The 23,838-nt window shown below is 71.8% G+C and carries 26 protein-coding genes; 11 read left to right on the top strand and 15 right to left on the bottom strand.

Going from position 1 to position 23,838, the window contains the following annotated elements:
* Window positions 1–106: 106 nt before the first annotated feature.
* The 3 genes from ACZ63E_RS27265 to ACZ63E_RS27255 are packed head-to-tail and all read right to left on the bottom strand — an operon-like array spanning window position 107 to window position 2,477.
* Window positions 107–535 carry an ATP-binding protein gene (locus ACZ63E_RS27265; RefSeq protein WP_465338943.1) on the bottom strand — a complete coding sequence of 143 codons (429 nt, stop codon included), beginning with the start codon at window positions 533–535 and terminating at the stop codon, window positions 107–109.
* Entirely contained in the window at window positions 532–2,106 is a 1,575-nt protein-coding gene (locus ACZ63E_RS27260; RefSeq protein WP_465338942.1) for a PP2C family protein-serine/threonine phosphatase, read from the bottom strand. Before ACZ63E_RS27260 ends, ACZ63E_RS27265 begins: the two co-directional genes overlap by 4 nt.
* A complete protein-coding gene (locus ACZ63E_RS27255) occupies window positions 2,106–2,477 on the bottom strand; it encodes an STAS domain-containing protein (RefSeq protein ID WP_465313595.1) in 372 nt (123 codons plus the stop codon). Before ACZ63E_RS27255 ends, ACZ63E_RS27260 begins: the two co-directional genes overlap by 1 nt.
* A 168-nt stretch (window positions 2,478–2,645) precedes the next feature.
* Between ACZ63E_RS27255 and ACZ63E_RS27250 the strand changes: the two genes are divergently transcribed.
* Window positions 2,646–3,026, top strand: coding sequence for an STAS domain-containing protein (locus ACZ63E_RS27250; protein ID WP_465338941.1), 381 nt, complete (start codon window positions 2,646–2,648; stop codon window positions 3,024–3,026).
* A gap of 19 nt (window positions 3,027–3,045) precedes the next feature.
* Here the strand turns inward: ACZ63E_RS27250 and ACZ63E_RS27245 are convergent, their stop codons facing one another.
* Entirely contained in the window at window positions 3,046–4,269 is a 1,224-nt protein-coding gene (locus ACZ63E_RS27245; protein WP_465338940.1) for a PP2C family protein-serine/threonine phosphatase, read from the bottom strand.
* Window positions 4,270–4,350: 81 nt separating this feature from the next.
* On the opposite strand from ACZ63E_RS27245, the gene ACZ63E_RS27240 reads away from it, so the two are divergent.
* Window positions 4,351–5,019 (top strand): histidine phosphatase family protein, encoded by a 669-nt coding sequence (locus ACZ63E_RS27240; RefSeq protein ID WP_465338939.1) that lies wholly within the window; start codon window positions 4,351–4,353, stop codon window positions 5,017–5,019.
* Between the two features lie 9 nt (window positions 5,020–5,028).
* Here the strand turns inward: ACZ63E_RS27240 and ACZ63E_RS27235 are convergent, their stop codons facing one another.
* From ACZ63E_RS27235 to ACZ63E_RS27225, 3 genes are read right to left on the bottom strand one after another with little or no spacing between them, the layout of a single operon-like run.
* The gene (locus ACZ63E_RS27235; RefSeq protein ID WP_465338938.1) at window positions 5,029–5,754 is read right to left on the bottom strand and encodes an SDR family oxidoreductase; all 726 of its coding nucleotides are present in this window, start codon (window positions 5,752–5,754) and stop codon (window positions 5,029–5,031) included.
* Between the two features lie 46 nt (window positions 5,755–5,800).
* Window positions 5,801–6,619 (bottom strand): helix-turn-helix transcriptional regulator, encoded by an 819-nt coding sequence (locus ACZ63E_RS27230; RefSeq protein ID WP_465338937.1) that lies wholly within the window; start codon window positions 6,617–6,619, stop codon window positions 5,801–5,803.
* 54 nt (window positions 6,620–6,673) lie between these two features.
* The gene (locus tag ACZ63E_RS27225; RefSeq protein WP_465338936.1) at window positions 6,674–8,236 is read right to left on the bottom strand and encodes an alkaline phosphatase D family protein; all 1,563 of its coding nucleotides are present in this window, start codon (window positions 8,234–8,236) and stop codon (window positions 6,674–6,676) included.
* A gap of 135 nt (window positions 8,237–8,371) precedes the next feature.
* On the opposite strand from ACZ63E_RS27225, the gene ACZ63E_RS27220 reads away from it, so the two are divergent.
* Window positions 8,372–10,594 (top strand): extracellular catalytic domain type 1 short-chain-length polyhydroxyalkanoate depolymerase, encoded by a 2,223-nt coding sequence (locus ACZ63E_RS27220; protein ID WP_465338935.1) that lies wholly within the window; start codon window positions 8,372–8,374, stop codon window positions 10,592–10,594.
* Here ACZ63E_RS27220 and ACZ63E_RS27215 read toward each other — a convergent pair.
* Both ACZ63E_RS27215 and ACZ63E_RS27210 read right to left on the bottom strand, forming a co-directional pair.
* Complete coding sequence (locus ACZ63E_RS27215) at window positions 10,591–11,091, bottom strand: methylated-DNA--[protein]-cysteine S-methyltransferase (protein ID WP_465338934.1); 501 nt, start codon at window positions 11,089–11,091, stop codon at window positions 10,591–10,593. The two genes, ACZ63E_RS27220 and ACZ63E_RS27215, sit on opposite strands and share 4 nt — an antisense overlap.
* A 16-nt stretch (window positions 11,092–11,107) precedes the next feature.
* Window positions 11,108–12,004, bottom strand: coding sequence for a glycoside hydrolase family 16 protein (locus ACZ63E_RS27210; protein WP_465338933.1), 897 nt, complete (start codon window positions 12,002–12,004; stop codon window positions 11,108–11,110).
* A gap of 325 nt (window positions 12,005–12,329) precedes the next feature.
* Between ACZ63E_RS27210 and ACZ63E_RS27205 the strand changes: the two genes are divergently transcribed.
* Both ACZ63E_RS27205 and ACZ63E_RS27200 read left to right on the top strand, forming a co-directional pair.
* Window positions 12,330–13,502: a glycoside hydrolase family 64 protein gene (locus ACZ63E_RS27205; protein WP_465338932.1), complete on the top strand. Its 1,173-nt coding sequence runs from the start codon at window positions 12,330–12,332 to the stop codon at window positions 13,500–13,502.
* Window positions 13,503–13,544: 42 nt separating this feature from the next.
* Window positions 13,545–13,757 carry a hypothetical protein gene (locus tag ACZ63E_RS27200; RefSeq protein WP_465338931.1) on the top strand — a complete coding sequence of 71 codons (213 nt, stop codon included), beginning with the start codon at window positions 13,545–13,547 and terminating at the stop codon, window positions 13,755–13,757.
* A gap of 129 nt (window positions 13,758–13,886) precedes the next feature.
* On the opposite strand, the gene ACZ63E_RS27195 is transcribed toward ACZ63E_RS27200, so the two are convergent.
* Complete coding sequence (locus ACZ63E_RS27195; protein WP_465338930.1) at window positions 13,887–14,357, bottom strand: ATP-binding protein; 471 nt, start codon at window positions 14,355–14,357, stop codon at window positions 13,887–13,889.
* A gap of 189 nt (window positions 14,358–14,546) precedes the next feature.
* Here ACZ63E_RS27195 and rho point away from each other — a divergent pair, with 189 nt between their 5' ends.
* On the top strand, window positions 14,547–15,641 hold the full coding sequence (gene rho, locus ACZ63E_RS27190; protein WP_465338929.1) for a transcription termination factor Rho: 1,095 nt from the start codon (window positions 14,547–14,549) through the stop codon (window positions 15,639–15,641).
* Between the two features lie 11 nt (window positions 15,642–15,652).
* Here the strand turns inward: rho and ACZ63E_RS27185 are convergent, their stop codons facing one another.
* Genes ACZ63E_RS27185 through ACZ63E_RS27170 form a run of 4 tightly spaced genes read right to left on the bottom strand, consistent with a single transcriptional unit; the run spans window position 15,653 to window position 17,516 of the window.
* Window positions 15,653–15,820 carry a hypothetical protein gene (locus ACZ63E_RS27185; RefSeq protein WP_465338928.1) on the bottom strand — a complete coding sequence of 56 codons (168 nt, stop codon included), beginning with the start codon at window positions 15,818–15,820 and terminating at the stop codon, window positions 15,653–15,655.
* A gap of 43 nt (window positions 15,821–15,863) precedes the next feature.
* Window positions 15,864–16,064 (bottom strand): DUF3072 domain-containing protein, encoded by a 201-nt coding sequence (locus ACZ63E_RS27180; RefSeq protein ID WP_465338927.1) that lies wholly within the window; start codon window positions 16,062–16,064, stop codon window positions 15,864–15,866.
* 8 nt (window positions 16,065–16,072) lie between these two features.
* Window positions 16,073–16,408, bottom strand: a complete 336-nt coding sequence (locus ACZ63E_RS27175; protein WP_465338926.1) for a hypothetical protein — start codon at window positions 16,406–16,408, stop codon at window positions 16,073–16,075.
* Window positions 16,409–16,463: 55 nt separating this feature from the next.
* The gene (locus ACZ63E_RS27170) at window positions 16,464–17,516 is read right to left on the bottom strand and encodes a C40 family peptidase (RefSeq protein WP_465338925.1); all 1,053 of its coding nucleotides are present in this window, start codon (window positions 17,514–17,516) and stop codon (window positions 16,464–16,466) included.
* Window positions 17,517–17,879: 363 nt separating this feature from the next.
* On the opposite strand from ACZ63E_RS27170, the gene ACZ63E_RS27165 reads away from it, so the two are divergent.
* The 5 genes from ACZ63E_RS27165 to ACZ63E_RS27145 all read left to right on the top strand — a co-directional run bounded on the left by ACZ63E_RS27165 (window position 17,880) and on the right by ACZ63E_RS27145 (window position 22,936).
* Window positions 17,880–18,083 carry a heavy-metal-associated domain-containing protein gene (locus ACZ63E_RS27165; protein WP_465338924.1) on the top strand — a complete coding sequence of 68 codons (204 nt, stop codon included), beginning with the start codon at window positions 17,880–17,882 and terminating at the stop codon, window positions 18,081–18,083.
* A complete protein-coding gene (locus ACZ63E_RS27160) occupies window positions 18,080–18,979 on the top strand; it encodes a hypothetical protein (RefSeq protein WP_465338923.1) in 900 nt (299 codons plus the stop codon). The genes ACZ63E_RS27165 and ACZ63E_RS27160 overlap by 4 nt, the downstream gene beginning before the upstream one ends.
* A complete protein-coding gene (locus ACZ63E_RS27155; protein WP_465338922.1) occupies window positions 18,976–21,123 on the top strand; it encodes a heavy metal translocating P-type ATPase in 2,148 nt (715 codons plus the stop codon). The genes ACZ63E_RS27160 and ACZ63E_RS27155 overlap by 4 nt, the downstream gene beginning before the upstream one ends.
* A gap of 79 nt (window positions 21,124–21,202) precedes the next feature.
* Entirely contained in the window at window positions 21,203–22,033 is an 831-nt protein-coding gene (locus tag ACZ63E_RS27150; RefSeq protein ID WP_465338921.1) for a peptidoglycan-binding protein, read from the top strand.
* Between the two features lie 84 nt (window positions 22,034–22,117).
* Entirely contained in the window at window positions 22,118–22,936 is an 819-nt protein-coding gene (locus ACZ63E_RS27145; RefSeq protein ID WP_465338920.1) for an LLM class flavin-dependent oxidoreductase, read from the top strand.
* Here ACZ63E_RS27145 and ACZ63E_RS27140 read toward each other — a convergent pair.
* Window positions 22,890–23,837 carry a threonine/serine dehydratase gene (locus ACZ63E_RS27140; RefSeq protein ID WP_465338919.1) on the bottom strand — a complete coding sequence of 316 codons (948 nt, stop codon included), beginning with the start codon at window positions 23,835–23,837 and terminating at the stop codon, window positions 22,890–22,892. The two genes, ACZ63E_RS27145 and ACZ63E_RS27140, sit on opposite strands and share 47 nt — an antisense overlap.
* Window position 23,838 lies beyond the last annotated feature (1 nt).

The raw sequence follows: 23,838 nt of genomic DNA, 5'->3' as shown, positions 1-23,838 counted from the left end.
GTCTGTGGTGGGCGGGGTTTGGGTGCGCCGACGGGAGTGTTGTGAGTGACTCATTCATTGCGTCGGAGGTAGTGAATGGGTCATTCATTGCGTCCGGGACGCGCGCTCAGTCTCCCGCGCCGTTGCTCAGCCAGGTCATCGTGACCGTCGTGCCGTCCTCGCGGTGGACCTTCGCGCTGTGGTCCGCGAGGCTGTCGATCAGCAGCAAACCCCGGCCCCGCAAGCCGTTCGTGTCCGCCGGGGGCTGCCACGTCCCGTAGTCCGTCACCGTCACCGTCAACCGCCCGCCCAGCGCCTCCGCCCGGACGTCGACCTGGCCCGCTTCGCCTGCGCGGTAGGCGTGCTCGGCCGAGTTGGCCATCGCCTCGTAGCCCGCGAGGACGACGTCCTCCTGCTTTTCCGTGCTGAGGCCGAGGGTGCCCAGCCATTCGGCGAGCGCCTCGCGCAGTTCCGGCAGCCGGTGGGCCAGTGCGACCGTGCGGCGGTGGAACGACGCAGGGGGAGCGGGCGCGCCCGGGGGGAGGGGGTCCGTCATGTGCCGTCCTCTCCGCGGTGGCGGACGTGGATCACGGCGATGTCGTCGTCGTGGCGGCCGTGCGTCAGCTCGTCGACGAGCTTGTCCCAGGCCGGGTCGAGGTCGGCCGCGGTCAGCAGCGCCGGGATCCCGGACAGCAGCCACTCGATCCCCAGGGTGAGGTCGCGGGTGCGGCTCTCGACCAGCCCGTCGGTGTAGAGCACCAGGTCCGAGCCGGGCGGGAAGGCGGTGGTGCGCTGCGGGAAGTTCGTCCCGACGCCCAGCGGCTGCGCCAGCGCCTCACCGATCTGCTCGGGCTCGCCGTCCGGGCGGACGAGGATCGCCGGCAGGTGCCCGGCGTTCGCGTAGGTCAGCGTGCCGTCCGGCTCGTGGACCGCGTAGAAGCAGGTGACGAAGCCTTCGCCGAACAGCCCGCCGGTCAGCGCGGAGACGTTGCGCAGCACCTCCGACGGCGGCAGCTCCAGCAGCGCGTAGCTGCGGACGGCGGTCCGGACCTGGCCCATCACCGTCGCCGCGGTGACGCCGTGGCCGACGACGTCGCCGATCACGAACGCGGTCGCGCCCGAGGGCAGCCGGATGACGTCGAACCAGTCGCCACCCACCTTGGCGCCGGTGGCCGCGGGCAGGTACCGGGTGAACACGTCGAGCCCGGGCGTTTCCGGGGCGACCGGCAGCATGCTGCGCGACAGCTCGGTCGCGAGCGTGCGCTCCCGCTCGTACAGCCGGGCGTTGTCCAGCGCGATCGCCGAGTACCCGGCGATGCCCTCGGCGAGGTAGGCGTGCCGCTCGGTGAACCGGTCCGGTTCGGAGTGTCCGAAGAAGAACCCGCCCAGCACCTCGCCGGTGGTCGGGCTGAGCACCGAGACGGCGAGGTAGCTGCACACGGGCAGGTGTCCGTCCGGCATCCCGTGGTACGGCGCGTTCTTGCCGAAGCGCGGGTCGCGCGTGATGTCCGGGCTGCGGACGGTGCCGGTGCCGTCGAAGGTCGGCCCGAAGACCTCGGTGTTGCGCGGCATGGGGAACCGCTCGAACGCCTCCCGCGGCACCCCCGAGATCGTGTACAGCGTGTACGACTCGCCGAGCTCGTTGACCAGGTTGTAGAAGAACGCGCCGAACTCGGCGCCGGTCGCCTTCGTGGCCGCGTCGGTCGCGTCCTGCACGATCCGGTCGATGTCGAGCTGGGCGGTCAGCTCGCGGCCGGTGGAGTGCAGCGCGTCGACCACCGCGGCCTCGTTGCGCAGCCGCCCCACCGCCGCCGCGAGATGAGTCGTGACGGCCTCGATCGCGGCGGCGATCGGCGGCAGCCCACCGTCTTCCACGGTGGTGTAGACCAGCGCGGACCGGTCGCCGTCGTCCGCGACGGCCAGCGCGGCGGTGACCACCGGACCCGGCACCAGGTCCGCGAGCACCGCCGGGTCGGTCACCGACGCCACCACGCGGCCGCCCAGCACCGCTTGCGCCTCGACCGGCCCGAGTGGACGGACGCCGGTGGTGACGGGAGCGCCCGTGCCGTCGACGAAGACCCGGCGCACGGCATCGAGTACGGCGTCGAAGTCGGACCCGGCCGGCATCAGGGCGCCAGCGCTTCGGGCAGTGACGGGTAGACGGCGAACTCGTCGACCAGCCGGGTCAGCTGCAGCGGCCGCAACGTGATCCGGTCACGGGCGACCACCCGCAGCGGCGCGGACGTGGCCAGCCCGCGGTGCGCCCGGACGAGCTCGGCCATGCCGGCCGAGGCGAGGAAGGTGACGTCGGTGAGGTCGACGACCAGGGCCTCGGGGTGCAGCCGCACCGCCCGTTCGGCCAGCTGCCGGAGCTTGGGCGCCAGTGCGAGGTCCAGGGCCCCGTCGACCCGGAGCACCGCCGTGCCGTTCCGGTGCTCCAACGCCACGCTGCCCGTCTCGTCGCCGCGCGAATTCCCGATCGCGTCCGTTTCGGCCATGACGTTCATCCTGCCTGCTCGCGGGCCCGCCGCAAAGTGGAGGGGGTACTGACACGGCGGCAGGCGCCGGGTGTTGGCATGATTGGGCGCGGGGTTGAGCAGACAGCCTTCGTGATCAAGCGCGCCCACCGGAAATCCCGGGGGCGGCGCCGGAGGCGGGAGAACGCCATGACTGACCAGGCCCACAATGACGGCTCCGCCACGGCTGTGCCATTCGGCGCGTTCCGGATCGCCCGATCGGACCAGGACGAGGTGATCGTCCTCGAGGTCGCCGGGGACGTGGACACGACCACGGCGCCGGCTCTCGTGCGGGCCGGGGACGAGGCGCTGGCGGCCGCGCCGCGGCTGCTCGTCGTCGACCTGACCGGGGTCGACTTCCTCGCTTCGCCCGGGCTGACCGCGCTGCTGACCATCCATCGCAACGCCGGTTCCGGCACCGCGGTGCGGATCGTCGCGTCCGGCCGGGCGACCCTGCGCCCGATCCAGCTGACCGGGCTCGAAGAGAGCCTTTCGCTGTTCCCGACCCGCGAAGCGGCGCTAACCGCGTAGTGCGCGGTGTCCCGGCCGGTCAGCCGCCGGCCGGGACGGCCACGCGCCGGATCGTGAGCAGGGCGACGTCGTCCTGGGCCGGCTGGTTGCCGATCATCCGGGCCATCACCCGCGCGCAGAGCCGTTCCGGGTCCTCGGCCCGCACGGCTTCGGTCAGCTCGGCCATCCCGGTGTCCACCGGCCGGTCGCGCCGTTCGACGAGCCCGTCGGTGTAGAACGTGGGCACGGCGCCCACCGGCAGCTCGACCGTGGTGACGCGCCGCTCGGGAACGCCGATCGTCAGCCCGATCGGGGGATCTGGCTGCGCCGCCACCAGTTCCGGGGCTTCGCCGGGGCGGACCAGCACGGGTGGCAGGTGCCCGGCGAGGGAAAGCGTCATCGCCTTGCGGTCCGGGCCGATCACGCCGTAGGCGACCGTGGCCATCGCGCCGTGCTCGAAGTGGTTGGCCTTGCGGTCGAGCTTGCCGAGCACCTCGGAGGGGCTCTCGCAGTCGAGGGCGTACGCGCGCAGGGCGCTGCGCAGCCGTCCCATGATCACGGCCGCCTCGAGGCCGTGGCCGGAGACGTCGCCCATCACGACGCCGACCCGGTCGCCCGGCAGGACGAACAGGTCGTACCAATCGCCGCCGAGGCCGGTTTCGGCGCCGGGCACGTACCGGGCGGCGAACGCGAGGCCGGGCACGGCGGGCAGGCGGCTCGGCAGCAGGCTGCGCTGCAGGGCCATGGTCGCCGAGCGGTTCTCCTCCAGCGCTTCCACCTGGATCGCCATGGCGAGGCGGTCGGCGACCAGCTGCAGGACGCTGATGTCGGCTTCGGTGAACACCCGGGGCTCGACGGAGCCGATGTGCAGCACGCCGACCAGGTCGTCGCCGGCGACCATGGGCACACCGAGCATCGCGTGCAGGCCCCGCTCCCACAGCAGGGCGTTGACAACGGTGGTCTCGTCCACCTGGTCGAGGACGACGGGCTGCCGGCGGAGCGCCACCTGGCCCGCGAAGCCGCTGCCGACCGGAACCCGGACGCCCTGGTGCACCTCTTCTTCGATGCCCGCCGCCGCGACGGCGACCAGCTGCTGCCCGCCCGCCTGGTACCGCAGCACGGTCGCGGTGTCGACCTCGAGCACCTCGCGCAGGCGGTGCAGGGTCTCGCGGAGGACGTCGGTCAGCCCGAGGCGCCCCGCCGGGGCGCCGATGACCGTCTCCAGCAGGTGAAGCCGCTTCTGGGCGTCGAGACTCCGCGACATGTGCAGAATCTAGCCGCCGGCTCTCCGGGCGCCCAGCCGTCCCGGGTTTCGCCGGCGGGTCCGCCCGGGTACCAGCCGGGCGTGAGCGTCGACCTGGAGTGGGTGGGCGTGCTGCGGCACGGCCAGAGCACCGGAAACGTGGCCCGCGAAGAGGCGGAGGCGGCCGGCGCCGAGGTGATCGACATCGCCGAACGCGACGCCGACGTCCCGCTGACCGAGCTCGGCGAGGAGCAGGCCAGGGCGGCGGGCGGGCTGTTCGCCGAGCGCCCGCCGGACCTCGTGGTGACCTCGACCTACCGCCGCGCCTGGGAGACCGCCCGGCTGGCCGCGCCGGCCGGCGTGCGGATCGTCCCGGACGAACGGCTGCGCGACCGCGAGCTCGGTGTCCTGGACCTGCTGACCTCGCACGGCGTCCGCGAGCGGTGGCCCGAAGAGCTGCGGCGCAAGCGGCGGCTGGGCAAGTTCTACTACCGGCCGCCCGGCGGCGAGTCCTGGGCCGACGTCGTGCTGCGGCTGCGGTCGCTGCTGGCCGAGCTGAGCGCCGGGCAGCCGGGCGGGCGCGTGCTGCTGTCGGCGCACGAGATGACGATCTTCGGCCTGCGCTACCTCCTCGAAGGCCTGCCGGAACCCGACCTGATGCGCGCGGAGTCGGTCACCGGGATCCCCAACGGCTCGGTGACGACCTGGGAGCGCGACCGCGACGGCGGGTTCACCATGGTGCTGGCCCAGGAGGTCGGACAGCTCTCCTGACCCGGCGCGTCACCGCTGGGCGGTCGGCCGCACGATGATCTCGTTGACGTCGACGCCCGCCGGCTGCCCGATCGCGTAGGAGATCGCCCCGGCGATCGTGTCCGGGGGCAGCGTCACCGCGCGGTAGGTCCGCATCGCTTCCCGCGCACCGGGTTCGGTGATGGTGTCGGCCAGTTCGGACTCGACGACGCCCGGCGACACGGTCGTGACGCGGATACCGGGCTCGGCCTCCAGCCGCAGGCCTTCGGTGATCGCGCGGGCCGCGTACTTCGTGGCGCAGTAGACCGCGGCGGTCGGCACGACCTCGTGCGCGCCGGTGGAGGCGATCGTCACGAAGTGGCCGCTTCCCGCGCGCCGGAAGTGCGGCAGGGCCGCCGCGATCCCGTGGAGCAGCCCGCGGACGTTGACGTCGATCATCCGGTCCCACTCGTCGACGAGCAGGGAGTCCAGGCGGGACAACGGCATCACGCCGGCGTTGGCGACGAACACGTCGAGCCGGCCGTGCGCGCGCACGGCGGCGTCGGCGAACCCGGCGACCTCCGCGCGGTCGGTGACGTCGAGGCGATGCACGTCGGCGGTGCCGCCGGCGTCGTGGATTTCCTTGGCCAGCGCGGTGAGCCGGTCTTCCCGGCGGGCGCCGAGCACGACGTGGTGGCCTTCGCGGGCCAGGCGCAGCGCGGTGGCGTGGCCGATGCCGCTGCTGGCGCCGGTGATGAGCACGATCTTTCCGGGCACGACGAACTACTCCATCCATTGTGGAATGACGGGAAAAAGGGATTCTTCAGCCGGCGGCGAGGCTGCCGAGCAGGGCGAGCCCGGCTTTCGACGGGCTGCCGGGCTCGGCCTGGTAGACCACCAGCTGCTGGCCGGGCGCGCTGTTCACGGTCAGCGCTTCGTAGCTCAGGACGAGCTCGCCGACCTGCGGGTGGTGGAACCGCTTGGTTTCGTGCGTCTTCTGCCGGATGTCGTGGCGCGCCCACAACCGGCGGAAGTCCGCGCTCTTGACCGACAGCTCGCCGACCGTCTCGATCAGCCGGGGATCGTCCGGGTCGAGGCCCGCGGCCGCGCGCAGGGCGCCGACGGTGTTCACCGCGACGCGCTCCCAGTCCGGGTAGAACTCGCGCGCGTCCGGGTCGAGGAACACAAGCCGGACCAGGTCACCGCTGTGGGTGTGGCCGCCGAACAGCGCCTCGCCCAGCGCGTTGTGCGCGAGCACCTCGAGGCAGCGGCCGAGCACCAGCGCGGGCGTGTCCGGCCAGCCGTCCATCAGCCGCCGGAGGTTCGGGCTGACCTGCTCCCGCCGCCGCGGGCGACGGCGTCCCGGCGCCGGCCGGGCCAGCCGGTGCAGGTGGGCGGTGGTGTCGTCGTCGAGGGCCAGCCCGCGGGCCAGCGCGTCGAGGACCTGCGCCGACGGGTGCCGCTCCCGGCCCTGTTCGAGCCGGACGTAGTAGTCGGTGCTGACGCCGGCCAGCACCGCGACCTCCTCGCGGCGCAGCCCGGCGACCCGGCGCGACCCGCCCGCGGGCAGGCCGAACTCTGCCGGGCCCACCTGTGCACGGCGGGCCCGGAGGAACTCCCCGAGAGCGTTTTCCGCGGCCATGATCCGAGGCTAACCCGGCGCGGACCGCGCAGGGAGGTCGTGGCGCACCCACCCTCAGGTGAGCGGGATCGGGTCCCCGTCCCGCTCCGGCTGCAGCAGGGTCGCGGTGGCTTCGCGCCCGTCGACGTCGAAGGTCATCACGGCGTTCCCGAAGTGCGGCCCCGACACACAACCCCAGGTCAGCGGCGCGGGCGGGACGCCGACGCGGCGCGCCAGCCCCTCGCTCAGCCGGGTCAGCCCGCGCGCCCAGCCGGCGCGGAACAGGCGGTTCATGTACCAGGGGACGGTGTTGTGCACCGGCGAGCAGGTGAGCTGGTGGACCGGCGCGCCCGGGAGGTCGGCCCGCGCGACGTACGCGTGGTGGACGTCGCCCGAGAGCACGCTCACCGACGCCGTGCCCTCGTCCGCGACGCGCGCGATCAGCCGCGTCAGCCGGTCGAACGACTCGCGGAAGGCCGGCCAGTGCTCGAGGTCGGCGAGCTGCCGGAACCACTCGGACACCCGCCCGACGCGCCCCGGCCGCGCGCAGAGGCGCTCGTTGACCGACTGCGCGGCCGCCAGCGCCGTGGGCATCAGCCATGGCAGCGACGTCCCGATCAGCAGGTGGTCGAACTCGCCCGAGCTCTGCTCCTCGATCCAGCGGAACTCCGCTTCGCCGATCATCGAGCGTTCGCCGCCGGCGAGGATCCGCCCGGCCCGCGAGTCGATGACCAGCAGCCGGATCGGGCCGAAGTCGCGCCGGTAGGACCACCGGGTGCCCTTGGCGCCGTCGGCTTCGCGGTCGGCCCGGTCGGCGAACTCGCGCAGCAGCTCCGCGTTGTCCACCCCCGAGGTGCTCACCCGCTGGTAGAGGTCGTCTCCCTCCAGCTCGCGCGGGCCGAGGTTGCCCAGGTGCTGGTAGACCCAGTACGACACGAGCGCGCCGCGGATCCGCTCCGGCCACCACGAGGTGCCGGCCATCTCCTCGCGCCAGGTCTGCGAGGTGTTCCAGTCGTCCCGGACGTCGTGGTCGTCGAAGATCATCGACGTCGGCACGGTCGACATCAGCCAGCGCACGGCCGGTTCGCACCAGGCCTCGAAGTACAGGTGGCAGTACTCCTCGAAGTCGGCGACCTCCTTGCCGGGCGGTTTGCTCGTGTCACGCCGGGTGGCCAGCCACTCCTGCGTCTCGTCGGTGGTCTCGTCGGCGTAGACCTGGTCGCCGAGCAGCAGCAGCGACTCGGGCCACTCGGCTTCGTCGAGCCCGGCCATCCGGTGGGCGTAGGCGGCGAGCGCGTCCGGGCCGAGCGCGTCCTCCTCCCTCGGCTTGCGGCAGGACCCGAAGACCAGCCGGAACCGCGGGTCGCCCGGGGCCAGGGTCCGGATCCGGCTCGGCGGCAGGTCGCTGTCCGGGTCGGGCCAGACGAGCTCACCGTCGAGCCGCACCTCGTACGGCGTGCTCCGCCCCGGTTCGAGCCCGGTCAGCACCACCAGCGCGTAGTGGTGACCGGAGACTTCGAACGTCCGAGCTTTCGCTTCCGCGACAAGGACTTCACACGGACCGCCGGTCTCGACCCAGATCGTCGCCGAGGTGTCGTCGACGTGCCGGAGCAGCGGTCCCAGCAGGAGGTCGGTCATCCGTGGATCCTCCCAGCAGTCCGGCCTGTCGGCAGTTCGAGCGGGCGGCGAAACATTCCGAAAATCGTTGACCGGTCCCGGGCCGCGAACCGACGATCGTCACAGCTGCGCCCTGCTCCCGGAAAGGAACGTCGAGTGCGAAGACTCTTCACCGCTCTCCTCGCCGCAGTCTTGTCGATCGCCGCCGCCATCGTGCTGGTGATCACGGCGCAGCCCGCGTCGGCGGCCACGCTGACCCGCGTGACCGGTTTCGGCGCCAACCCCAGCAACCTGAACATGTACACCTACGTCCCGGACCGGGTCGCCGCCCGCCCGGCGCTGCTGGTCGCGATCCACTACTGCACCGGCTCGGCCTCGGCGGTCTTCAACGGCTACGCGCACGACTACGTCACCGCGGCCGACCAGTACGGCTACGTCATCGTGTTCCCCGAAGCCACGCGCAGCGGGCAGTGCTTCGACGTCTCTTCGCCGCAAGCCCTCACCCGCGGCGGCGGCAGCGACCCGGTCGGCATCCTGTCGATGGTCGACTACGCCAAGCAGCACTACAACGTCGATCCCGGCCGGGTGTTCGTCACCGGCTTCTCCTCCGGCGCGATGATGACGAACGTGCTCGCCGCCGAGTACCCGGACGTCTTCGCCGCCGGTTCGGCGTTCATGGGCGTGCCCGCCGGCTGCTTCGCCACCGCCGACGGCTCGAGCTGGAACAGCCAGTGCTCGGGCGGCCAGCTCATCAAGACCGCGCAGCAGTGGGGCGACCAGGCCCGCCAGATGAGCGGCGGGCGCAGCGGCCCGTTCCCGCGGATGCAGCTGTGGCACGGCACCGCCGACGACACCCTCCGCTACCCGAACTTCGGGGAGGAGGTCAAGCAGTGGACCAACCTCGCCGGGGTGAGCCAGACGCCGTCGTCGAGTGACGCGCCGCAGTCCGGCTGGACGCGCACCCGCTACGGCGGCACCGGTGCGCAGGCGCCGGTCGAAGGCATCAGCGTCCAGGGCGCCGGGCACGTGCTGCCGCAGAGCGGGATGGTCGCGTACGCGATCGTGTTCCTCGGCCTGAACAGCGGCGGGACGACGACCACCACGACGCCGACGTCACCGTCGGCCGGCACCACGCTCGGCGGCGCGGCGAACCGGACCGGCCGCTACTTCGGCACGGCGGTCTCGGCGGGCAAGCTCTCGGACAGCGTCTACACCGGGATCCTGAGCCGCGAGTTCTCCATGGTCACGCCGGAGAACGAGATGAAGATCGACGCCACCGAGCCCGCGCAGAACCAGTTCTCCTACGGCAACGCCGACCGGATCGTCAGCCAGGCGACCGCCCAGGGCGCCCGGATGCGCGGGCACACGCTGGCGTGGCACTCGCAGCAGCCCGGCTGGATGCAGAGCATGGAGGGCTCCGCGCTGCGGTCGGCGATCCTGAACCACGTCACCCAGGTCGCGACCCACTACCGCGGCCAGATCTACGCCTGGGACGTCGTCAACGAGGCGTTCGCGGACGGCAGTTCGGGCGCCCGGCGCGACTCGAACCTGCAGCGCACGGGCAACGACTGGATCGAGGCGGCGTTCCGCGCCGCGCGGGCGGCCGACCCGGGCGCCAAACTCTGTTACAACGACTACAACACCGACGACTGGAACCAGGCGAAGGCCCAGGCCGTGTACCGCATGGTGCAGGACTTCAAGTCCCGCGGCGTGCCGATCGACTGCGTCGGCTTCCAGTCGCACTTCAACCCCAACAGCCCGGTGCCGTCGAGCTACCAGACGACCCTGCAGAACTTCGCCGCCCTCGGTGTCGACGTGCAGATCACCGAGCTGGACATCGAAGGCTCAGGCACCGCGCAGGCGAACAACTTCCGCACGGTGACCCAGGCGTGCCTCGCGGTGGCGCGGTGCACCGGGATCACGGTGTGGGGGATCCGGGACACCGACTCCTGGCGCGCGTCGGCCACGCCGCTGCTCTTCGACGGCAACGGGCAGAAGAAGGCCGCCTACACCGCGGTGCTCGACGCGCTGAACAACGGCGCCCCGCCGGACGGCGGCCCGACGACGACCACCCCGCCGCCGCCCACCACCACGACCACCCCGCCGCCGGGGAACTGCGCCGCGACCTACACCAGGACCGCGGAGTGGAACGTCGGCTTCAACGGGCAGGTTTCGGTGTCGGGCACGAACACCTGGGTGCTCACGATCACCTTCCACGCGCCGCAGAAGGTCATCGGCAGCTGGAACTACACGGGAACCTGGGACAGCACGGGATACGTGCTGACCGCCCGGCCGAACGGGAGCGGGAACGTCATCGGGTTCACCGTGCAGCACGGCGGGAACCTGACGGACCCGACCGTGACCTGCACGACCGGCTAGAACAGGCGGCCGACCTCGTCCGCGGGCGGTTCCTCGAGGCTGAGGAGGAACCGCTTGCGGGTGAGGCCGCCGGCGTACCCGGTCAGGCCGCCGCTCGTGCCGACCACGCGGTGGCAGGGCACGATGACGCTGATCGGGTTCCAGCCGTTGGCGTTCCCGACCGCCTGCGCGGCGCCGGGGTCGCCCAGCTCCGCGGCCAGCTGCCCGTAGGTGCGGGTTTCGCCGTACGGGATCTTCGTCAGCAGCGCCCAGACCTGCTTTTCGAACGTGGAGCCGCGCGGCGCGAGCTCGAGGTCGAACTCGCGCCGCGTGCCCGCGAAGTACTCGCCGAGCTGGCGCTTCACGTCGTCGAAGCCGTCTTCGACGCGGGGGCCGATATCGGTGACGCGCGGGGCCCGCAGGTGGCCGTCGAAGTACAGGCCGATGAGCCCGGCATCGTCGCGGACCAGGGTCAGCGGCCCGATGGGCGAGTCGAGGACGGTGTGCCGGACGCTCATGCCGCCAGCCTACCGGTCAGCCGGCGCTGACCTTCACCGACAGCGAGTCGACGCTCATCTCGGCGCCGGGCGTGATGTCGGCGGACGGGCTGGTGCAGCCGCAGACCTTGTTCGGGTACGAGCCGCCGATCGCGACGTCGAAGATGACGAAGAACCCGTGGTCGACGGCGGCCTTCCAGGTGGCGTCGGAGACCTGGTTCTGCTGCACCGCGAAGGTCTGGTTGCCGTCCAGGTAGAAGCGCAGCTCTTCGGCCGCGGTGTTGCGGCGGTCCACGATCACCGAGTAGGTGTGGTAGCCCTCCTGGCAGCCCGCGCAGTCCTGGAGGTCACTGGTGATGCCGTCCGGGTCGTGGCACTCGCCCTGCCACTGTCCACAGTGGAACGTGGTGGAGTGCTTGCTCAGCGCGTTGACGTCCTCCATGATGTCGAGCTCGCCGATGCTCGGCCAGTTCGTCGCGCCGACCGGGCGCGCGTCGGCGCCCATCGCCCAGAACGCCGGCCAGTAGCCGAGCCCGCTCGCCGGGGACGGCTGCTTCAGCGACGCGCTGATCTCGAGCCGGCCGCCTTCGGGGGCGGCGAAGTCGGTCCGCTGGGTTTCGATCCGGCCGGACGTCCAGTTGCCGGCGGCGTCGCGCAGCGGCTTGATCGCGAGGTGCCCGGCACCGTCGTGGTAGACGTTGGCGGTCGAGTCCGTCGCCGTCTCGAGCTCGCCGGTGCCCCAGTTCGCCGCGCCACCCGGGTAGCCGGTTCCCTTGTCGTAGAGCCAGTCCTGGGTGTTCAGGCCGGTGCCGGCGGCGCCGTCGAAGGTGTCTTCGAAGACCGTGGTCCAGTTCTCTTCGGCGTGCGCCGGGGCAGCCGTGGCGAGGAATGACAACGTTGCCAGCGCAGCGGTGAGCCGCTTGACGGTACGCATGGAGGTCTCGCTTCCTGAGGGGAACGGGGTCGTCCACGACCTGCGAGGCCGCCCACTGTCACCGCCGGTTCGTGCCCGCGTCAAGGGATGTGCCCGGAAGTACTCCGCACGCGGTACCCGTGGGCAGTCCCGGAGGGATCGCGTTTGGAATTCGCTCCAGTGGGGCAGCGCGCGGGCCTGCTGATGCGGTGGTCTGGACCTTCTTTCGCAGGGTTGCCAGGTAACGAAAGTGGAGTCATAGTTTGTTGACGTCCACAACGAATCCTGCGAACCGCCCTCGGATGTCCATTATGGACTCCGCCGTATCCTCAACGTGGAGGACGCCATGATCTCCCGTCGCTCGTTCCTCGGTCTCACGGCGGCGACGCTCGCCACGGCCACCGCGCTGCCGCTCGCGCGGTCCGCCTACGCCGCGACACCGGACACGTTCGGCCTCAAGCTGGTCGACAACTCCGGCTCCGGCACCGTGTACGCCTACGTCACCGGCACGACGCCGGACGGGCGGCTGGTGCTGCTGCGCGCCGACGGCACGCCGTACTACCCGGACTCGCCGTCCGGGTCGACGACACCACTGCCGGAGGACTGCGCGATCCCGGTCGGGTCCGGCGCCCAGGTTTCGGTGCCCAAGATGGGCGGTGCGCGCATCTACGTCGTCACGGACGCGAAGCTCGACTTCTTCCTCGACCCGGGGCCGAACCTGGTGCACCCCAGCTTCCTCAACTCCGGGGACGCCAACTACGGCAAGAACTGGTCGTTCAGCGAGTTCACGTTCAACGACCAGCAGCTGTTCGCCAACATCAGCTACGTCGACTTCGTCGGCATCCCGATGGGACTGTCGCTGACCACCGCCGGTTCCGGCACGAAGTCCGTCGCGGGCCTGCCTTCGGGCGCGATGGATCAGATCGCGTCGGAGCTGTCCGGGCTCGGCGGCGAATGGCCGGGCCTGGTGCAGACCGGCGGAGGAGGGAACCTGCGTGTCCTGTCCCCGCACCACCACGCCGAGCAGTTCGGGGGTTACCTCGACGCGTACATCGACCAGGTGTGGCAGAAGTACGAGGGCGCGGACCTGGTCGTCGACTCGCAGAACCCGGGCCTCGGCACGTTCACGGGCCGGGTTTCCGGCGGGCAGCTGGTGTTCGGCGGCGAGTCGTTCGCCAAGCCCGCCACGGCGGACGTGTGGAGCTGCGACAGCGGGCCGTTCGCGCTGGCGGCGGGAGCGAGCGACGCGCGCAAGAGCATCGTCCCGCGCCTGGCGGCGGCACTGAACCGGACGACGTTGCTGGACAACCCGAACCAGCCCACGGCGGAGGACCCGGCGAAGTTCTACCAGGGTGACGTGACCAACCACTACGCCCGGATCGTGCACGCGAAACTGCCGGACAACCGGGGATACGCGTTCCCGTACGACGACGTCAGCCCGGGCCCGGACTTCAGCGGCGCGGTGTTCGCGGGCGACCCGCAGGAGCTCACGATCACCATCGGCGCGACCCACGGCTGAGGCCGTGCGAAAACTGTCGGTGGTGGCGGCTAGCCTCTTCTCATGAACACGGACGACGCGACAGTCCCGGCGCACCAGCTCACCAAGGGCCAGTGGTTCTGGCACGAGCCCGCGCCGGGGCTGCCCGCGTGGCAGTTGCAGGTGAATTCGGCGGAACTGCTCGAAGATTCCGTCGAGATCTTCACGACGGACGAGGAACGAGAGCTGGTTTCTTACCCACGAAACCGCTTGGTGCGGCTGGCCAACGCGGCCTGAGGTTGTGAGGTAGGACACTTTCCGGGGGGTGGGGGAAGGTTTGTGACTGGGGATCGCTGTAGGCGAGTGAACCGGGTTGAGCACGCTGGGAGTTGCGGCGTTTCCGGTTGAGTCTTTTCCGGCCGCCGGTCAGTTGCGGCATTCTTCCGCCAACGCCGCCGCGTGCCAGGTCATGCGGATGCTCGTTCCTTCGTCGCTGCTGGTGATGTCGGAGTGGTCCGTCACCTTCTCGATCAGCAGCAGGCCGCGGCCGCCCGAAGTGCGCAGGCCCGGCCGGCGCGGGCGGGTCGCTTCGATTCCGCAGCCGGTGTCGGTCACCGTGACCGTCAACGCGTCTCCGGTGCGCGTGGCCTGAAGGCGGGCCCAACCGTGGCCGCCGGGGTAGGCGTGCGCCGCGACGTTCGACAGCGCTTCGTACGTCGCCAGTGTGATGTCGTGCTTGCTGTCCGGGCCCAGCGGGAAGCCGCCGAGCCAGTGGGTGAGCTTGCGGCGCAGGTCGGCCATCTCGTTGGGCAGGGCCGGTGCGAGTTCTTCGAACGTCCAGGCGGCCACGGCGCCGACCGGCGCCGGGCTCCCGGGTTCCGGGCTGTGTCGAGGCACGATCGCTCCCCTCATTGCTGCTTCTCCCAGGGGCTACCCACCGCCACGGGATCTCACCCGTTGTGCTTTCTCGCCGGTCTCGCTACAGTGAGGGTGCTCCTCACGGATGTCGGCCCCGCGGCCGCCCGGAGGAAGCTCCCGGATCCAGGCCAGTCGGCCTCTTTCCTCATCTTTCCGGCCCGCCTTCACGTGCGGCGCCGGCCCTCTCGTCAGGAGACAACCATGTCCTTCCACGGAATCCTCGACCTCTCGGGGAAAACCCCGTACGTCCGCACCGGCCACGCGCCGGGCCCGGGCGACCTCACCTTGCCACTTTCCTTGGTGCGCAAGCACAATCTGCGACCCGGTGACACGATCACCGGCACCACCGAGAAGATCACCAGCGTCAACGGCGCCGATCCGGGGGAGCCGCGGCCGCACTTCGCGGACCTCGTCCCGGTGCACCCGGACGAGCGCCTGCTGCTGGAAACCACCCCGACGCGGCTGCTGTCGCGCGTCATCGACCTCGTCACCCCGATCGGCAAGGGGCAGCGCGCCCTGGTCGTTTCGCCGCCGAAAGCCGGGAAAACCACGGTGCTGCGCGAAATCGCCCACGGCGTCGCGGTCAACCACCCGGAGTGCCGGCTGCTGGTGCTGCTCGCCGACGAACGTCCGGAGGAGGTCACCGAGCTGAGCCGGACGGTGCGCGGCGAGGTGATCGCGTCCACTTTCGACCGGCCGCCCGCCGAGCACGTCGCGGTCGCCGAACTCACCGTCGAGCGCGCGAAACGCTTGGTGGAACAGGGCGAAGACGTCGTGCTGCTGCTCGACTCGCTGACCCGGCTCGGCCGGGCGTACAACCTTTCGGCCCGCCCGTCCGGCCGCACGCTGTCCGGCGGTGTCGACGCGGCGGCGCTGCAGCCGATGAAGCGGATCCTCGGCGCGGCAAGGAATATCGAGGGCGGCGGCTCCCTCACGATCATCGCGACGGCGCTGGTGGAAACCAGTTCTCTTGCCGACACGGTGTTCTTCGAAGAGCTGAAGAGCACGGGCAACGCCGAGCTCAAGCTCGACCGCAAGACCGCCGAGCGCCGCGTGTTCCCGGCGGTCGACATCGCCGCCTCCGGCACCCGGCGCGAGGAACTCCTGGTCACCCCGGAAGAACTCCGCGCGATGCACGACGTGCGGCGGGCGTTGGCGGGACCGCACGCGATCGAGCAGCTGCTCGACCAGCTCCGCAAGACGGGCTCGAACGCCGAGTTCCTGTTCCGCGTGTCCGGCGCGGCGTTGGCGCAAGCCGCCTGAGCATCCGGAACTCACGGTGCTCCGCGACGCTCCCGAAGCTCGCCGATCACCTTCTGCCCGACACCACGGGCATCCTCGGCACTCTCCGGCGGCGCACCCTCACCGGGCTCGTAGCGGTCATCCTCCGCCCGCGCGGGGTCGGGCCGCGCGATCTCAGGCTGTTCGTTCGGCTGGGACATCCTCGGGTGGTACCCACGCCCCGGCGCCGCCCACCGAGCAGCCTCAGGCGCCCCGCCCGGTGGTCCGCTGCAGCGCGTCGATCCGCTCCGACGCCTCAGCCTTCGTGAGACCGTCCGGAACCTCTTCACCGGCCTCCTGGGCCAGCGTCTGCAGGTACGACTTCTGCGGCCCGGTCATCGGCTCGTCGCCGGTGGTCCAGTCGCTGGGGTCCTTCTCCGGGTTGGGCTCCACTGCGTCTGTCATGACGCCTCCTATCGAACACTTGTTCGTTTTGATTCGACCTTAGCGCAAGGGTCCGACAACCGCTCACGGAGCGGGAGTGCTCGGCGGACCGGCCTCGTGCCCCGGCCGACCCGGCGTGCTTCGGGGAGCACGTTGAGCCCGATGAGCTCTTCCGAGCTCCGCCGCGCCCACTCGCCGTGGCCGGCTTCTTCCAGCTGCTTGACGGCGTCGCCGAACGTGAGGTCCGCCCAGCCGGTGAGCTGGTGGAACGAATAGAGGTGCCCGTGCGCCCGTTCGATCGTCTCGAAGGCTTCGGTGACCTTGCCGATCGCGTCGTGACTGGCGGCGTCGTGTTCGTCGACCATGCGCGGAAGATGCCCCGTTCCGGGAGTTCTACACATCCCGAACGGGGCATCCGCGTCAGGCCGTGGGCCGCGTGGCGCCCGCGTACTGGCTCTGCAGCGGCGAGATCTTGACGACGTCACCGCTGGTCGGCGCGTGGACCATCTTGCCGTCGCCGAGGTACATCCCGATGTGGGACACCGGGGAGTAGTACGCGACCAGGTCACCCGGCTGGAGCTGGTCCCGCGACACCGGCGTGCCGAACCCGGCCTGCGCCGAGGACGTGCGCGGGAGGTTGATGCCCGCCTGCTTGTACGCCCACTGCATCAGGCCCGAGCAGTCGAACGTGGAGGGCCCGGTAGCGCCCCAGACGTACGCGCTGCCGAGCTTGCTCAGCGCCGCGTTGACGGCCTTCTGCGCCGCCGCGGTGGGGGCCTTCACGGTCGGCGCCGCGCCGCCCGTGTCCTTCTGCGCGGCCTTGTCGGACGTGCTGAGCGTCCGGCTGGTCGCCTCGAGCTGGTCGATCTGGGCCTGGAGGCCCTTCTTCTTGCCCTCGATGTCCGACGCCAGCTTCGCCGCCGCGTCGCGGGCGTCGGACGCCCGCTTCGCCGCGTCGGTCGCCGTCTTCTCGGCGGCCGCGGCCTTGTCGGCGGCGCCGCTGAGGTTGTCCATCGCGGCGTTCTTGTCGGTCGCGATGACCTCGAGGGCCGCCGAGCGGTCCAGGAAGTCCTGCGTCGACGTGCCGGCCAGCAGCGCCGACAGCTTGTTCATCGCGACGCCGCTGGTGAACGACGCGCCGGCGAACTTGTCCACCTGGGACTGGTACTTCTGCTTGGCCTCGATGGCCTGGGCGCCGGAGTCCTTGGCGGCGGTGACGTCGGCGTTGGCCTTGTCGAGCTGCCCCTGCTTCGCGGCCAGGTCGTCCTGGGCCTTGAGCAGGTCTTCGTTGAGCTTTTCGGCCTGCGCCGCGAGGTCGCGGTACTTGGCCAGTGCTTCCGACCCGGTGGGCGGAGCCTGGAGGGTGGGGATGGGGGCGGCGGTGGCCGTCGGCTGGGCCACGGTGATCACGGTGATCACCGCGGCGGCGGCGAGGGCACCTGACACCACGCGCTTGACGGGATGCGAACGCATTCTCGCGCGGGTCTCCTTTGCTGTTCGGCCGCCGTCGGGCACCGGGCGGGCGAGTCGGGGGCCTCGTCCGCGCTGACCCGGCATCGGCCGCGCTTCACCGCATCTGGTGAAGCCGCGAATGGGGTCCGGTCCCCGGCAGGGGGTATCGGCGGCGATCTCGCGTCGCCGTCCATCGACGACCGGGGGCCGCGAGATCTCGAACAGGTTACGAAAAGAACACGGCAGCGTCCAGGGCTGCGGGAAAGCAACTGTGCGTGACGACAAGAAACACGCTTGGACCAGCGGCGCGGGGACCGAGTGTGGCGTGGGTTACAAGCCGTGACCGCCCTTGCATACAGTACCCCCCTAGGGTATCCAGGAGTCATGACAGCCACGACGTACACCGTCACCGGGATGACCTGCGGCCACTGCGCCCGGTCGGTCGAAGAGGAGATCCGCGAGCTCGGCGGCGTCACCGACGTCGCGGTGGACCCGGTCACCGGCTCGGTGACCGTCCACAGCACCGGTGCGCTCGCCGTCTCGGCCGTGCGCGAAGCCGTCGAAGAAGCGGGATACCGGCTGACATGAACACCGCAGCGAAGCTCTCCGCCTACGGCGCGGCTCTCGCCCTGGTCGCCGGGGGCGGCTGGACGGCCGGCACGGCCATCGGTCCCTTCCCCGGCCCGGCCGGGGCGCACGGCGGCGAGGACACCGCGCACGGCGACGGCCACGGCGGCACCGCCACTTCGGCCGCGGACCACCAGCCCGGCGGCCTGGCCTCGGCCGCGGGCGGGTACACCCTCACGCCCACCGGCACGACGCTCACCCCCGGCGCCACCACGAAGTTCACCTTCACCATCACCGGCCCCGACGGCGCCGCCGTGACCGCCTACGACGTCGAGCACGAGAAGCGGATGCACTTCATCGTCGTCCGCCGCGACACCACCGGTTACCAGCACCTGCACCCCGAACTCGGCGCCGGCGGCACGTGGACGGTGCCGGTCACGGTCGCCGAGGCGGGCAGCTACCGCGCCTTCGCCGACTTCACGCCCGCCGGCGGCCAGGGACAGACGCTCGGGGTCGACCTCGTCGCGCCGGGGCTGTTCCAGCCGGTCGAGCACCCCGAGTCGCGGGTCGCCGACGTCGACGGCTACCGCGTCCGGCTCGACGGCGACCTCGTCCCCGGCCGCTCGTTCCGGCTCACCGCGACCGTCACCCGGGACGGCCGCCCGGTCACCGACCTGCAGCCCTACCTCGGCGCGTTCGGCCACCTCGTCGCGCTCCGCGGCGGTGACCTCGGGTACCTCCACGTCCACCCGGACGGCGAGCCCGGCGACGGCAGGACACCGGCCGGGCCCGCGGTGACGTTCTTCGCCGAGGTGCCCTCGGCCGGGACCTACCGGCTGTTCCTGGACTTCCGCCACAACGGCGTCGTCCGCACCGCCGAGTTCACCACGGCCACCGGGGAAGGGGACCGGCCATGACACTGCAGCTGGAAGCCCAGAGCGTCGAGCTCACGATCACCGGCATGACCTGCGCGTCCTGCGCCGCGCGGATCGAACGCAAGCTCGGCAAGCTGGACGGCGTCACCGCGACGGTCAACTACGCCACCGAAAAGGCGAAGGTCTCCTACGGCGGAGACGTCACCCCGCAGGATCTCGTGGCGCAGGTCGAAGCGGCGGGCTACGGCGCGACCCTGCCCGCCGCCGAACCGGAGGAGGCCCCGGGGGAAAACCCCACCCGGGTATTGCGGCAGCGGCTGCTCGGCTCCGCGGTGCTCAGCGTCCCGGTCGTGGTCCTGACGATGGTGCCCGCGTGGCAGTTCACGTACTGGCAGTGGCTGTCGCTGACCCTGGCCGCGCCGGTGCTGGTGTGGGGCGCGTGGCCGTTCCACCGGGCCGCGTTCGCCAACCTCCGCCACGGCGCCGCCACGATGGACACGCTGATCTCGATCGGCACGATTGCCGCCTTCGGCTGGTCGCTGTACGCGCTGTTCTTCGGCGCCGCGGGCACTCCCGGCCTGAAGCACCCGTTCGAATTCACCATCGAGCGGATGGCCGGCGACGGCGCGATCTACCTCGAGGTCGCCGCCGGCGTCACAACGTTCATCCTGGCCGGGCGCTACTTCGAGGCCCGCTCCAAGCGTCGCGCCGGCGCCGCCTTGCGGGCGCTGCTCGACCTCGGCGCCAAGGACGTCGCCGTCCTGCGCGACGGGCGTGAGCTGCGGGTCCCGGTCGCCGACCTGGCCGTCGGCGACCGGTTCGTGGTGCGGCCGGGGGAGAAGGTCGCGACCGACGGTGTCGTCGAGGACGGCGGGTCCGCGATCGACGCGAGCCTGCTCACCGGCGAAAGCGTGCCGGTCGAGGTCGCCCCGGGCGACACCGTGGCCGGCGCGACGGTCAACGTCGGCGGGCGGCTCGTCGTCCGCGCCACCCGTGTCGGCGCCGACACGCAGCTGGCGCAGACCGCGCGGCTGGTCGAGGAGGCGCAGACGGGCAAAGCCCGGGTCCAGCGGCTCGCGGACCGCGTCTCGGCGGTCTTCGTCCCGGCGGTCATCGCGCTGGCCGTGGCGACGCTCGCCTTCTGGCTCGGCGCGGGCGGCTCGCCCTCGGCCGCGTTCACCGCCGCGGTGGCCGTGCTGATCATCGCCTGCCCGTGCGCGCTGGGCCTGGCCACGCCGACTGCGTTGCTGGTCGGCACCGGCCGCGGCGCGCAGCTCGGCATCCTGATCAAGGGCCCCGAGGTGCTCGAGTCGACCCGCCGGGTCGACACCGTGGTGCTCGACAAGACCGGCACCGTGACCACCGGCCGGATGTCCCTGGTCGAGGGGGACGGCGAGGTGCTGCGGCTCGCGGGCGCCGTCGAGGCCGCGTCCGAGCACCCGATCGCCCGCGCGATCACCGACGCCGCCCGGGAACGCTTCGGGACGCTGCCGTCCGTTGTGGACTTCCGCAGCACGCCCGGGCTCGGCGTGACCGGCACGGTGGAGGGCCGCACGGTGAGCGTCGGCCGGGCGGACGCCCCGGGAGCCGAGGTGACCACGGTCGCCGTGACGTGGGACGGCGAGGTCCGCGGCACGCTCGCGGTGGCCGACACCGTCAAGCCGACGTCCGCCGAGGCGGTCCGGCGGCTGCGCGGGCTCGGGCTGACCCCGGTGCTGCTCACCGGCGACAGCGCCGCCGTCGCCCACGCCGTGGCCGCCGAGGTCGGGATCGAGCACGTGATCGCCGAGGTGCTGCCGAAGGACAAGGCCGACGTCGTCAAGCGGCTGCAGGAAGAGGGCAAAGTCGTCGCGATGGCCGGGGACGGCGTCAACGACGCGGCCGCGCTCGCGCAGGCCGACCTGGGCCTGGCCATGGGCACCGGCACCGACGTCGCGATCGAGGCGGCCGACCTGACGCTGGTGCGCGGCGACCTGCGCGCGGCGGCCGACGCGATCCGGCTCTCCCGCCGGACGCTGGCCACGATCAAGGGCAACCTTTTCTGGGCGTTCGCCTACAACGTCGCCGCGCTGCCGCTGGCCGCCGCCGGCCTGCTGAACCCGATGCTCGCCGGCGCGGCAATGGCGGTCAGCTCGGTCTTCGTCGTCACGAACAGCCTGCGCCTGCGGGGGTTCCGGGCGGGGTGACCGCCCGTTTTGTACGTCCCTTGTATCCGGTGGGGTGATCCTCTGGGCGGTAACGGAATCCGACCAGTGGAGGACAGGGATGTTCACGAAGGCCGCCGTCCTGACGGCGATGATCGGAGCGGCGTTCGCCGTGGCCGCACCGGCTCAGGCCGCGCCCGCGGTCACGACGGCGCTGCCCGCGGCGAACATGGAGGCCGTGCTGAAGGCGGCCCAGATCGACCCGCGCCGCGCCGACGACACCCAGACGCCGGGCGCGCACGACAGCGTCCTGCTCGTCGAGCAGGCGCTGCAGGCGAAGGGCCTGCTCGAGAGCAAGTACGTCGACGGGTACTTCGGCACCACGACGATCACGGCGTACTCGCAGTACCAGAAGTCGTTGGGCTACACCGGGATCGACGCCTCCGGCCTGCCGGGCAAGACGTCGCTGGAGAAGCTGGGCGACGGCCGGTACACGGTGACCTCACCGGTTTCGGCGGGCAGCCGCGTCTCCTACCGCGGGGTCACGATCAACACCCGCACCAAGGCGATGCTGCTGGAGGCCGAACGGCTTTCCGGCACCACGGTCGGCCTGACGCAGGGTTCGTACAACCCGGGTGGTGTCGACGCTTCGGCCGGGACGCACGACGGCGGCGGCGCGATGGACATCTCGGTGTCCGGCATGTCGTCGACGACCCGGACGAACTTCATCAAGGCGCTGCGCCAGGTCGGCTTCGCGGCCTGGTACCGCACGCCGGCGCAGGGGTTCGCCTACCACGTCCACGCCGAGGCGATCTCCGACCCGGACCTTTCCTCGGGCGCGCAGCACCAAACGGGCGACTACTACCTGGGCAAGAACGGCCTCGCCGGCGGCGGCGCCGACGACGGCCCCGCGGTCACGAAGGTGACGTGGGAGGAGTACCAGCGCGGCTGACGCTCCGGCGCGCCCGGCCGTGGTGGCACGGCCGGGCGCACCGGTGGTTGGATCGGGGTACCTGACAACCACGGGGGTGTTCCGATGCCGCAGAAGGCGTTCCGGTTCGGTGTGGTCGCGGCCGCGACCGAAGGCGGCGCGAAATGGCTCGCGACCGCGAAGCGCGCCGAAGAGCTCGGGTACTCGACCCTGCTCTGCCCGGACAACCTGAACCTGCCCACCCCGACCGCCGCGCTCGCGGCCGCCGCCGCGGTGACGACCGAGCTGCGCGTCGGCTCGTTCGTGCTGGCCAGCCCGCTGCGCACGGCCCGCGCCGCGGCGTGGGAGTCGCACAGCCTCAATGTGGTGACCGGCGGCCGGTTCGAGCTCGGCCTCGGCACCGGGCTGCCGACGATGCGCCAGCAGGCCGAAGAGCTCGGCCTGCCCTACGGCTCGGGCCAGGAGCGCCTCGACTCGATCTCCGAGACGATCGACCACGTGCGGCGCCTCGACGGCGACGCGCACACGCCGGTGATGGTCGCCGCCGGCGGCCCGAAGGCGCGTCGGCTCGCCGGGGCGAAAGCGGACATCGTCACCCTCGCCGGCGGGGTGCTGACCACCCGCGAGGAGATGGCCGGGTACGTCGAGGAGATCCGCGCCGCGGCCGGCGACCGCGACCTCGAGCTGGCGCTCAACCTCTTCGTTGTCGGCGAGCAGGTGCCGCCGTGGATCCGCGGGTTCATCGGCGTCGACGCGGAAACGCTCATCGAGCACGACTCGCTGACCATGATCCGCGGCAGCCTCGACGACATGGCCGAGGAGCTCGAACGGCGTCGCGAAGAGCTGGGCGTCTCCTACGTCAGCGTCAACTCCGCGTTCATCGAAGAGTTCGCGCCGCTGGTGGCACGGCTGTCGGGGAAGTGAGCGTCGCGGGGTCGGTGTTGGCCCCGCAGAGCAGGACGGCGACGCGCTCGCCGGGCGCCGGGCGGTAGGCGCCGGCGAGTAGCGCGGCGAACGCCGTCGCCCCGCCGGGCTCGACGGCCAGGCGGTACTGGTCCCACAACGCGGCCCGGGCGTCGAGGATCGTGGTGTCGTCCACGAGCACCGAGCCCACGTTCGCGCGGGTGGCGACGGCGAAGGCGATGTCACCGAGGCGGGTCGCGCCGAGGGAGTCGGCGGCGACGCCGGACACCTCGACCGAGACCGGCGCCCCGGCGGCCAGCGCCGCGTTCAGCGTCGGCGCCGTGCGCGGTTCGACGCCGACCACCCGCGCCCGGCCCTCGACCGCGGCGGTGATGCCGGCCAGCAGCCCGCCGCCGCCGACCGCGACCAGGATCGTGTCGAGCCCCTCGACCTGCTCCAGCAGCTCCAGCCCGACGGTGCCCTGCCCGGCGCAGATCTCGGGCTGGTCGTAGGCGTGGCAGAAGAGCGCACCGGAGTCCGCCGCGTGCTTCACGGCCGCGTCGTAGGCGTCCGCGTACTTGTCGCCGACCAGCTCGACGGCCGCGCCCAGCTTCCGCAGCTTCGCGACCTTCACCGCGGGGGCCGTCTCCGGGACGTAGACCCGCGCGGCCACCCCGAACTCCCGCGCGGCGTGGGCGACGGCGAGCCCGGCGTTCCCGCCGGACGCCGCCACCACGCCGGCCGCCGCGAGCTCACCCGCGGCGAGGATCCGGTTGAAGGCGCCGCGGGCCTTGAACGACCCGGTGTGCTGGAGCTGCTCGAGCTTGAACCACAGGCCGTCGTCCCCCGCGAGGACCGGCGTGCGGCGGACCCGGCCGTGAATGCGCGCGGCCGCCCGTTCGACATCCGAAGTGCTGATCACG

It is taken from the genome of Amycolatopsis sp. NPDC104819, assembly GCF_055583145.1.
Note: the sequence above shows the minus strand (reverse complement) of the source record. Positions and strands in the feature narration are given on the sequence as shown.

What these genes read in the sequence shown, in the direction of transcription:
- ACZ63E_RS27265 (WP_465338943.1), bottom strand. Translation starts at nt 535, where the DNA reads ATGACGGACCCCCTCCCCCCGGGCGCGCCCGCTCCCCCTGCGTCGTTC.
- ACZ63E_RS27260 (WP_465338942.1), bottom strand. Translation starts at nt 2,106, where the DNA reads ATGCCGGCCGGGTCCGACTTCGACGCCGTACTCGATGCCGTGCGCCGG.
- ACZ63E_RS27255 (WP_465313595.1), bottom strand. Translation starts at nt 2,477, where the DNA reads ATGGCCGAAACGGACGCGATCGGGAATTCGCGCGGCGACGAGACGGGC.
- ACZ63E_RS27250 (WP_465338941.1), top strand. Translation starts at nt 2,646, where the DNA reads ATGACTGACCAGGCCCACAATGACGGCTCCGCCACGGCTGTGCCATTC.
- ACZ63E_RS27245 (WP_465338940.1), bottom strand. Translation starts at nt 4,269, where the DNA reads ATGTCGCGGAGTCTCGACGCCCAGAAGCGGCTTCACCTGCTGGAGACG.
- ACZ63E_RS27230 (WP_465338937.1), bottom strand. Translation starts at nt 6,619, where the DNA reads ATGGCCGCGGAAAACGCTCTCGGGGAGTTCCTCCGGGCCCGCCGTGCA.
- ACZ63E_RS27225 (WP_465338936.1), bottom strand. Translation starts at nt 8,236, where the DNA reads ATGACCGACCTCCTGCTGGGACCGCTGCTCCGGCACGTCGACGACACC.
- ACZ63E_RS27215 (WP_465338934.1), bottom strand. Translation starts at nt 11,091, where the DNA reads ATGAGCGTCCGGCACACCGTCCTCGACTCGCCCATCGGGCCGCTGACC.
- ACZ63E_RS27210 (WP_465338933.1), bottom strand. Translation starts at nt 12,004, where the DNA reads ATGCGTACCGTCAAGCGGCTCACCGCTGCGCTGGCAACGTTGTCATTC.
- ACZ63E_RS27205 (WP_465338932.1), top strand. Translation starts at nt 12,330, where the DNA reads ATGATCTCCCGTCGCTCGTTCCTCGGTCTCACGGCGGCGACGCTCGCC.
- ACZ63E_RS27200 (WP_465338931.1), top strand. Translation starts at nt 13,545, where the DNA reads ATGAACACGGACGACGCGACAGTCCCGGCGCACCAGCTCACCAAGGGC.
- ACZ63E_RS27185 (WP_465338928.1), bottom strand. Translation starts at nt 15,820, where the DNA reads ATGTCCCAGCCGAACGAACAGCCTGAGATCGCGCGGCCCGACCCCGCG.
- ACZ63E_RS27180 (WP_465338927.1), bottom strand. Translation starts at nt 16,064, where the DNA reads ATGACAGACGCAGTGGAGCCCAACCCGGAGAAGGACCCCAGCGACTGG.
- ACZ63E_RS27175 (WP_465338926.1), bottom strand. Translation starts at nt 16,408, where the DNA reads ATGGTCGACGAACACGACGCCGCCAGTCACGACGCGATCGGCAAGGTC.
- ACZ63E_RS27170 (WP_465338925.1), bottom strand. Translation starts at nt 17,516, where the DNA reads ATGCGTTCGCATCCCGTCAAGCGCGTGGTGTCAGGTGCCCTCGCCGCC.
- ACZ63E_RS27165 (WP_465338924.1), top strand. Translation starts at nt 17,880, where the DNA reads ATGACAGCCACGACGTACACCGTCACCGGGATGACCTGCGGCCACTGC.
- ACZ63E_RS27160 (WP_465338923.1), top strand. Translation starts at nt 18,080, where the DNA reads ATGAACACCGCAGCGAAGCTCTCCGCCTACGGCGCGGCTCTCGCCCTG.
- ACZ63E_RS27155 (WP_465338922.1), top strand. Translation starts at nt 18,976, where the DNA reads ATGACACTGCAGCTGGAAGCCCAGAGCGTCGAGCTCACGATCACCGGC.
- ACZ63E_RS27150 (WP_465338921.1), top strand. Translation starts at nt 21,203, where the DNA reads ATGTTCACGAAGGCCGCCGTCCTGACGGCGATGATCGGAGCGGCGTTC.
- ACZ63E_RS27145 (WP_465338920.1), top strand. Translation starts at nt 22,118, where the DNA reads ATGCCGCAGAAGGCGTTCCGGTTCGGTGTGGTCGCGGCCGCGACCGAA.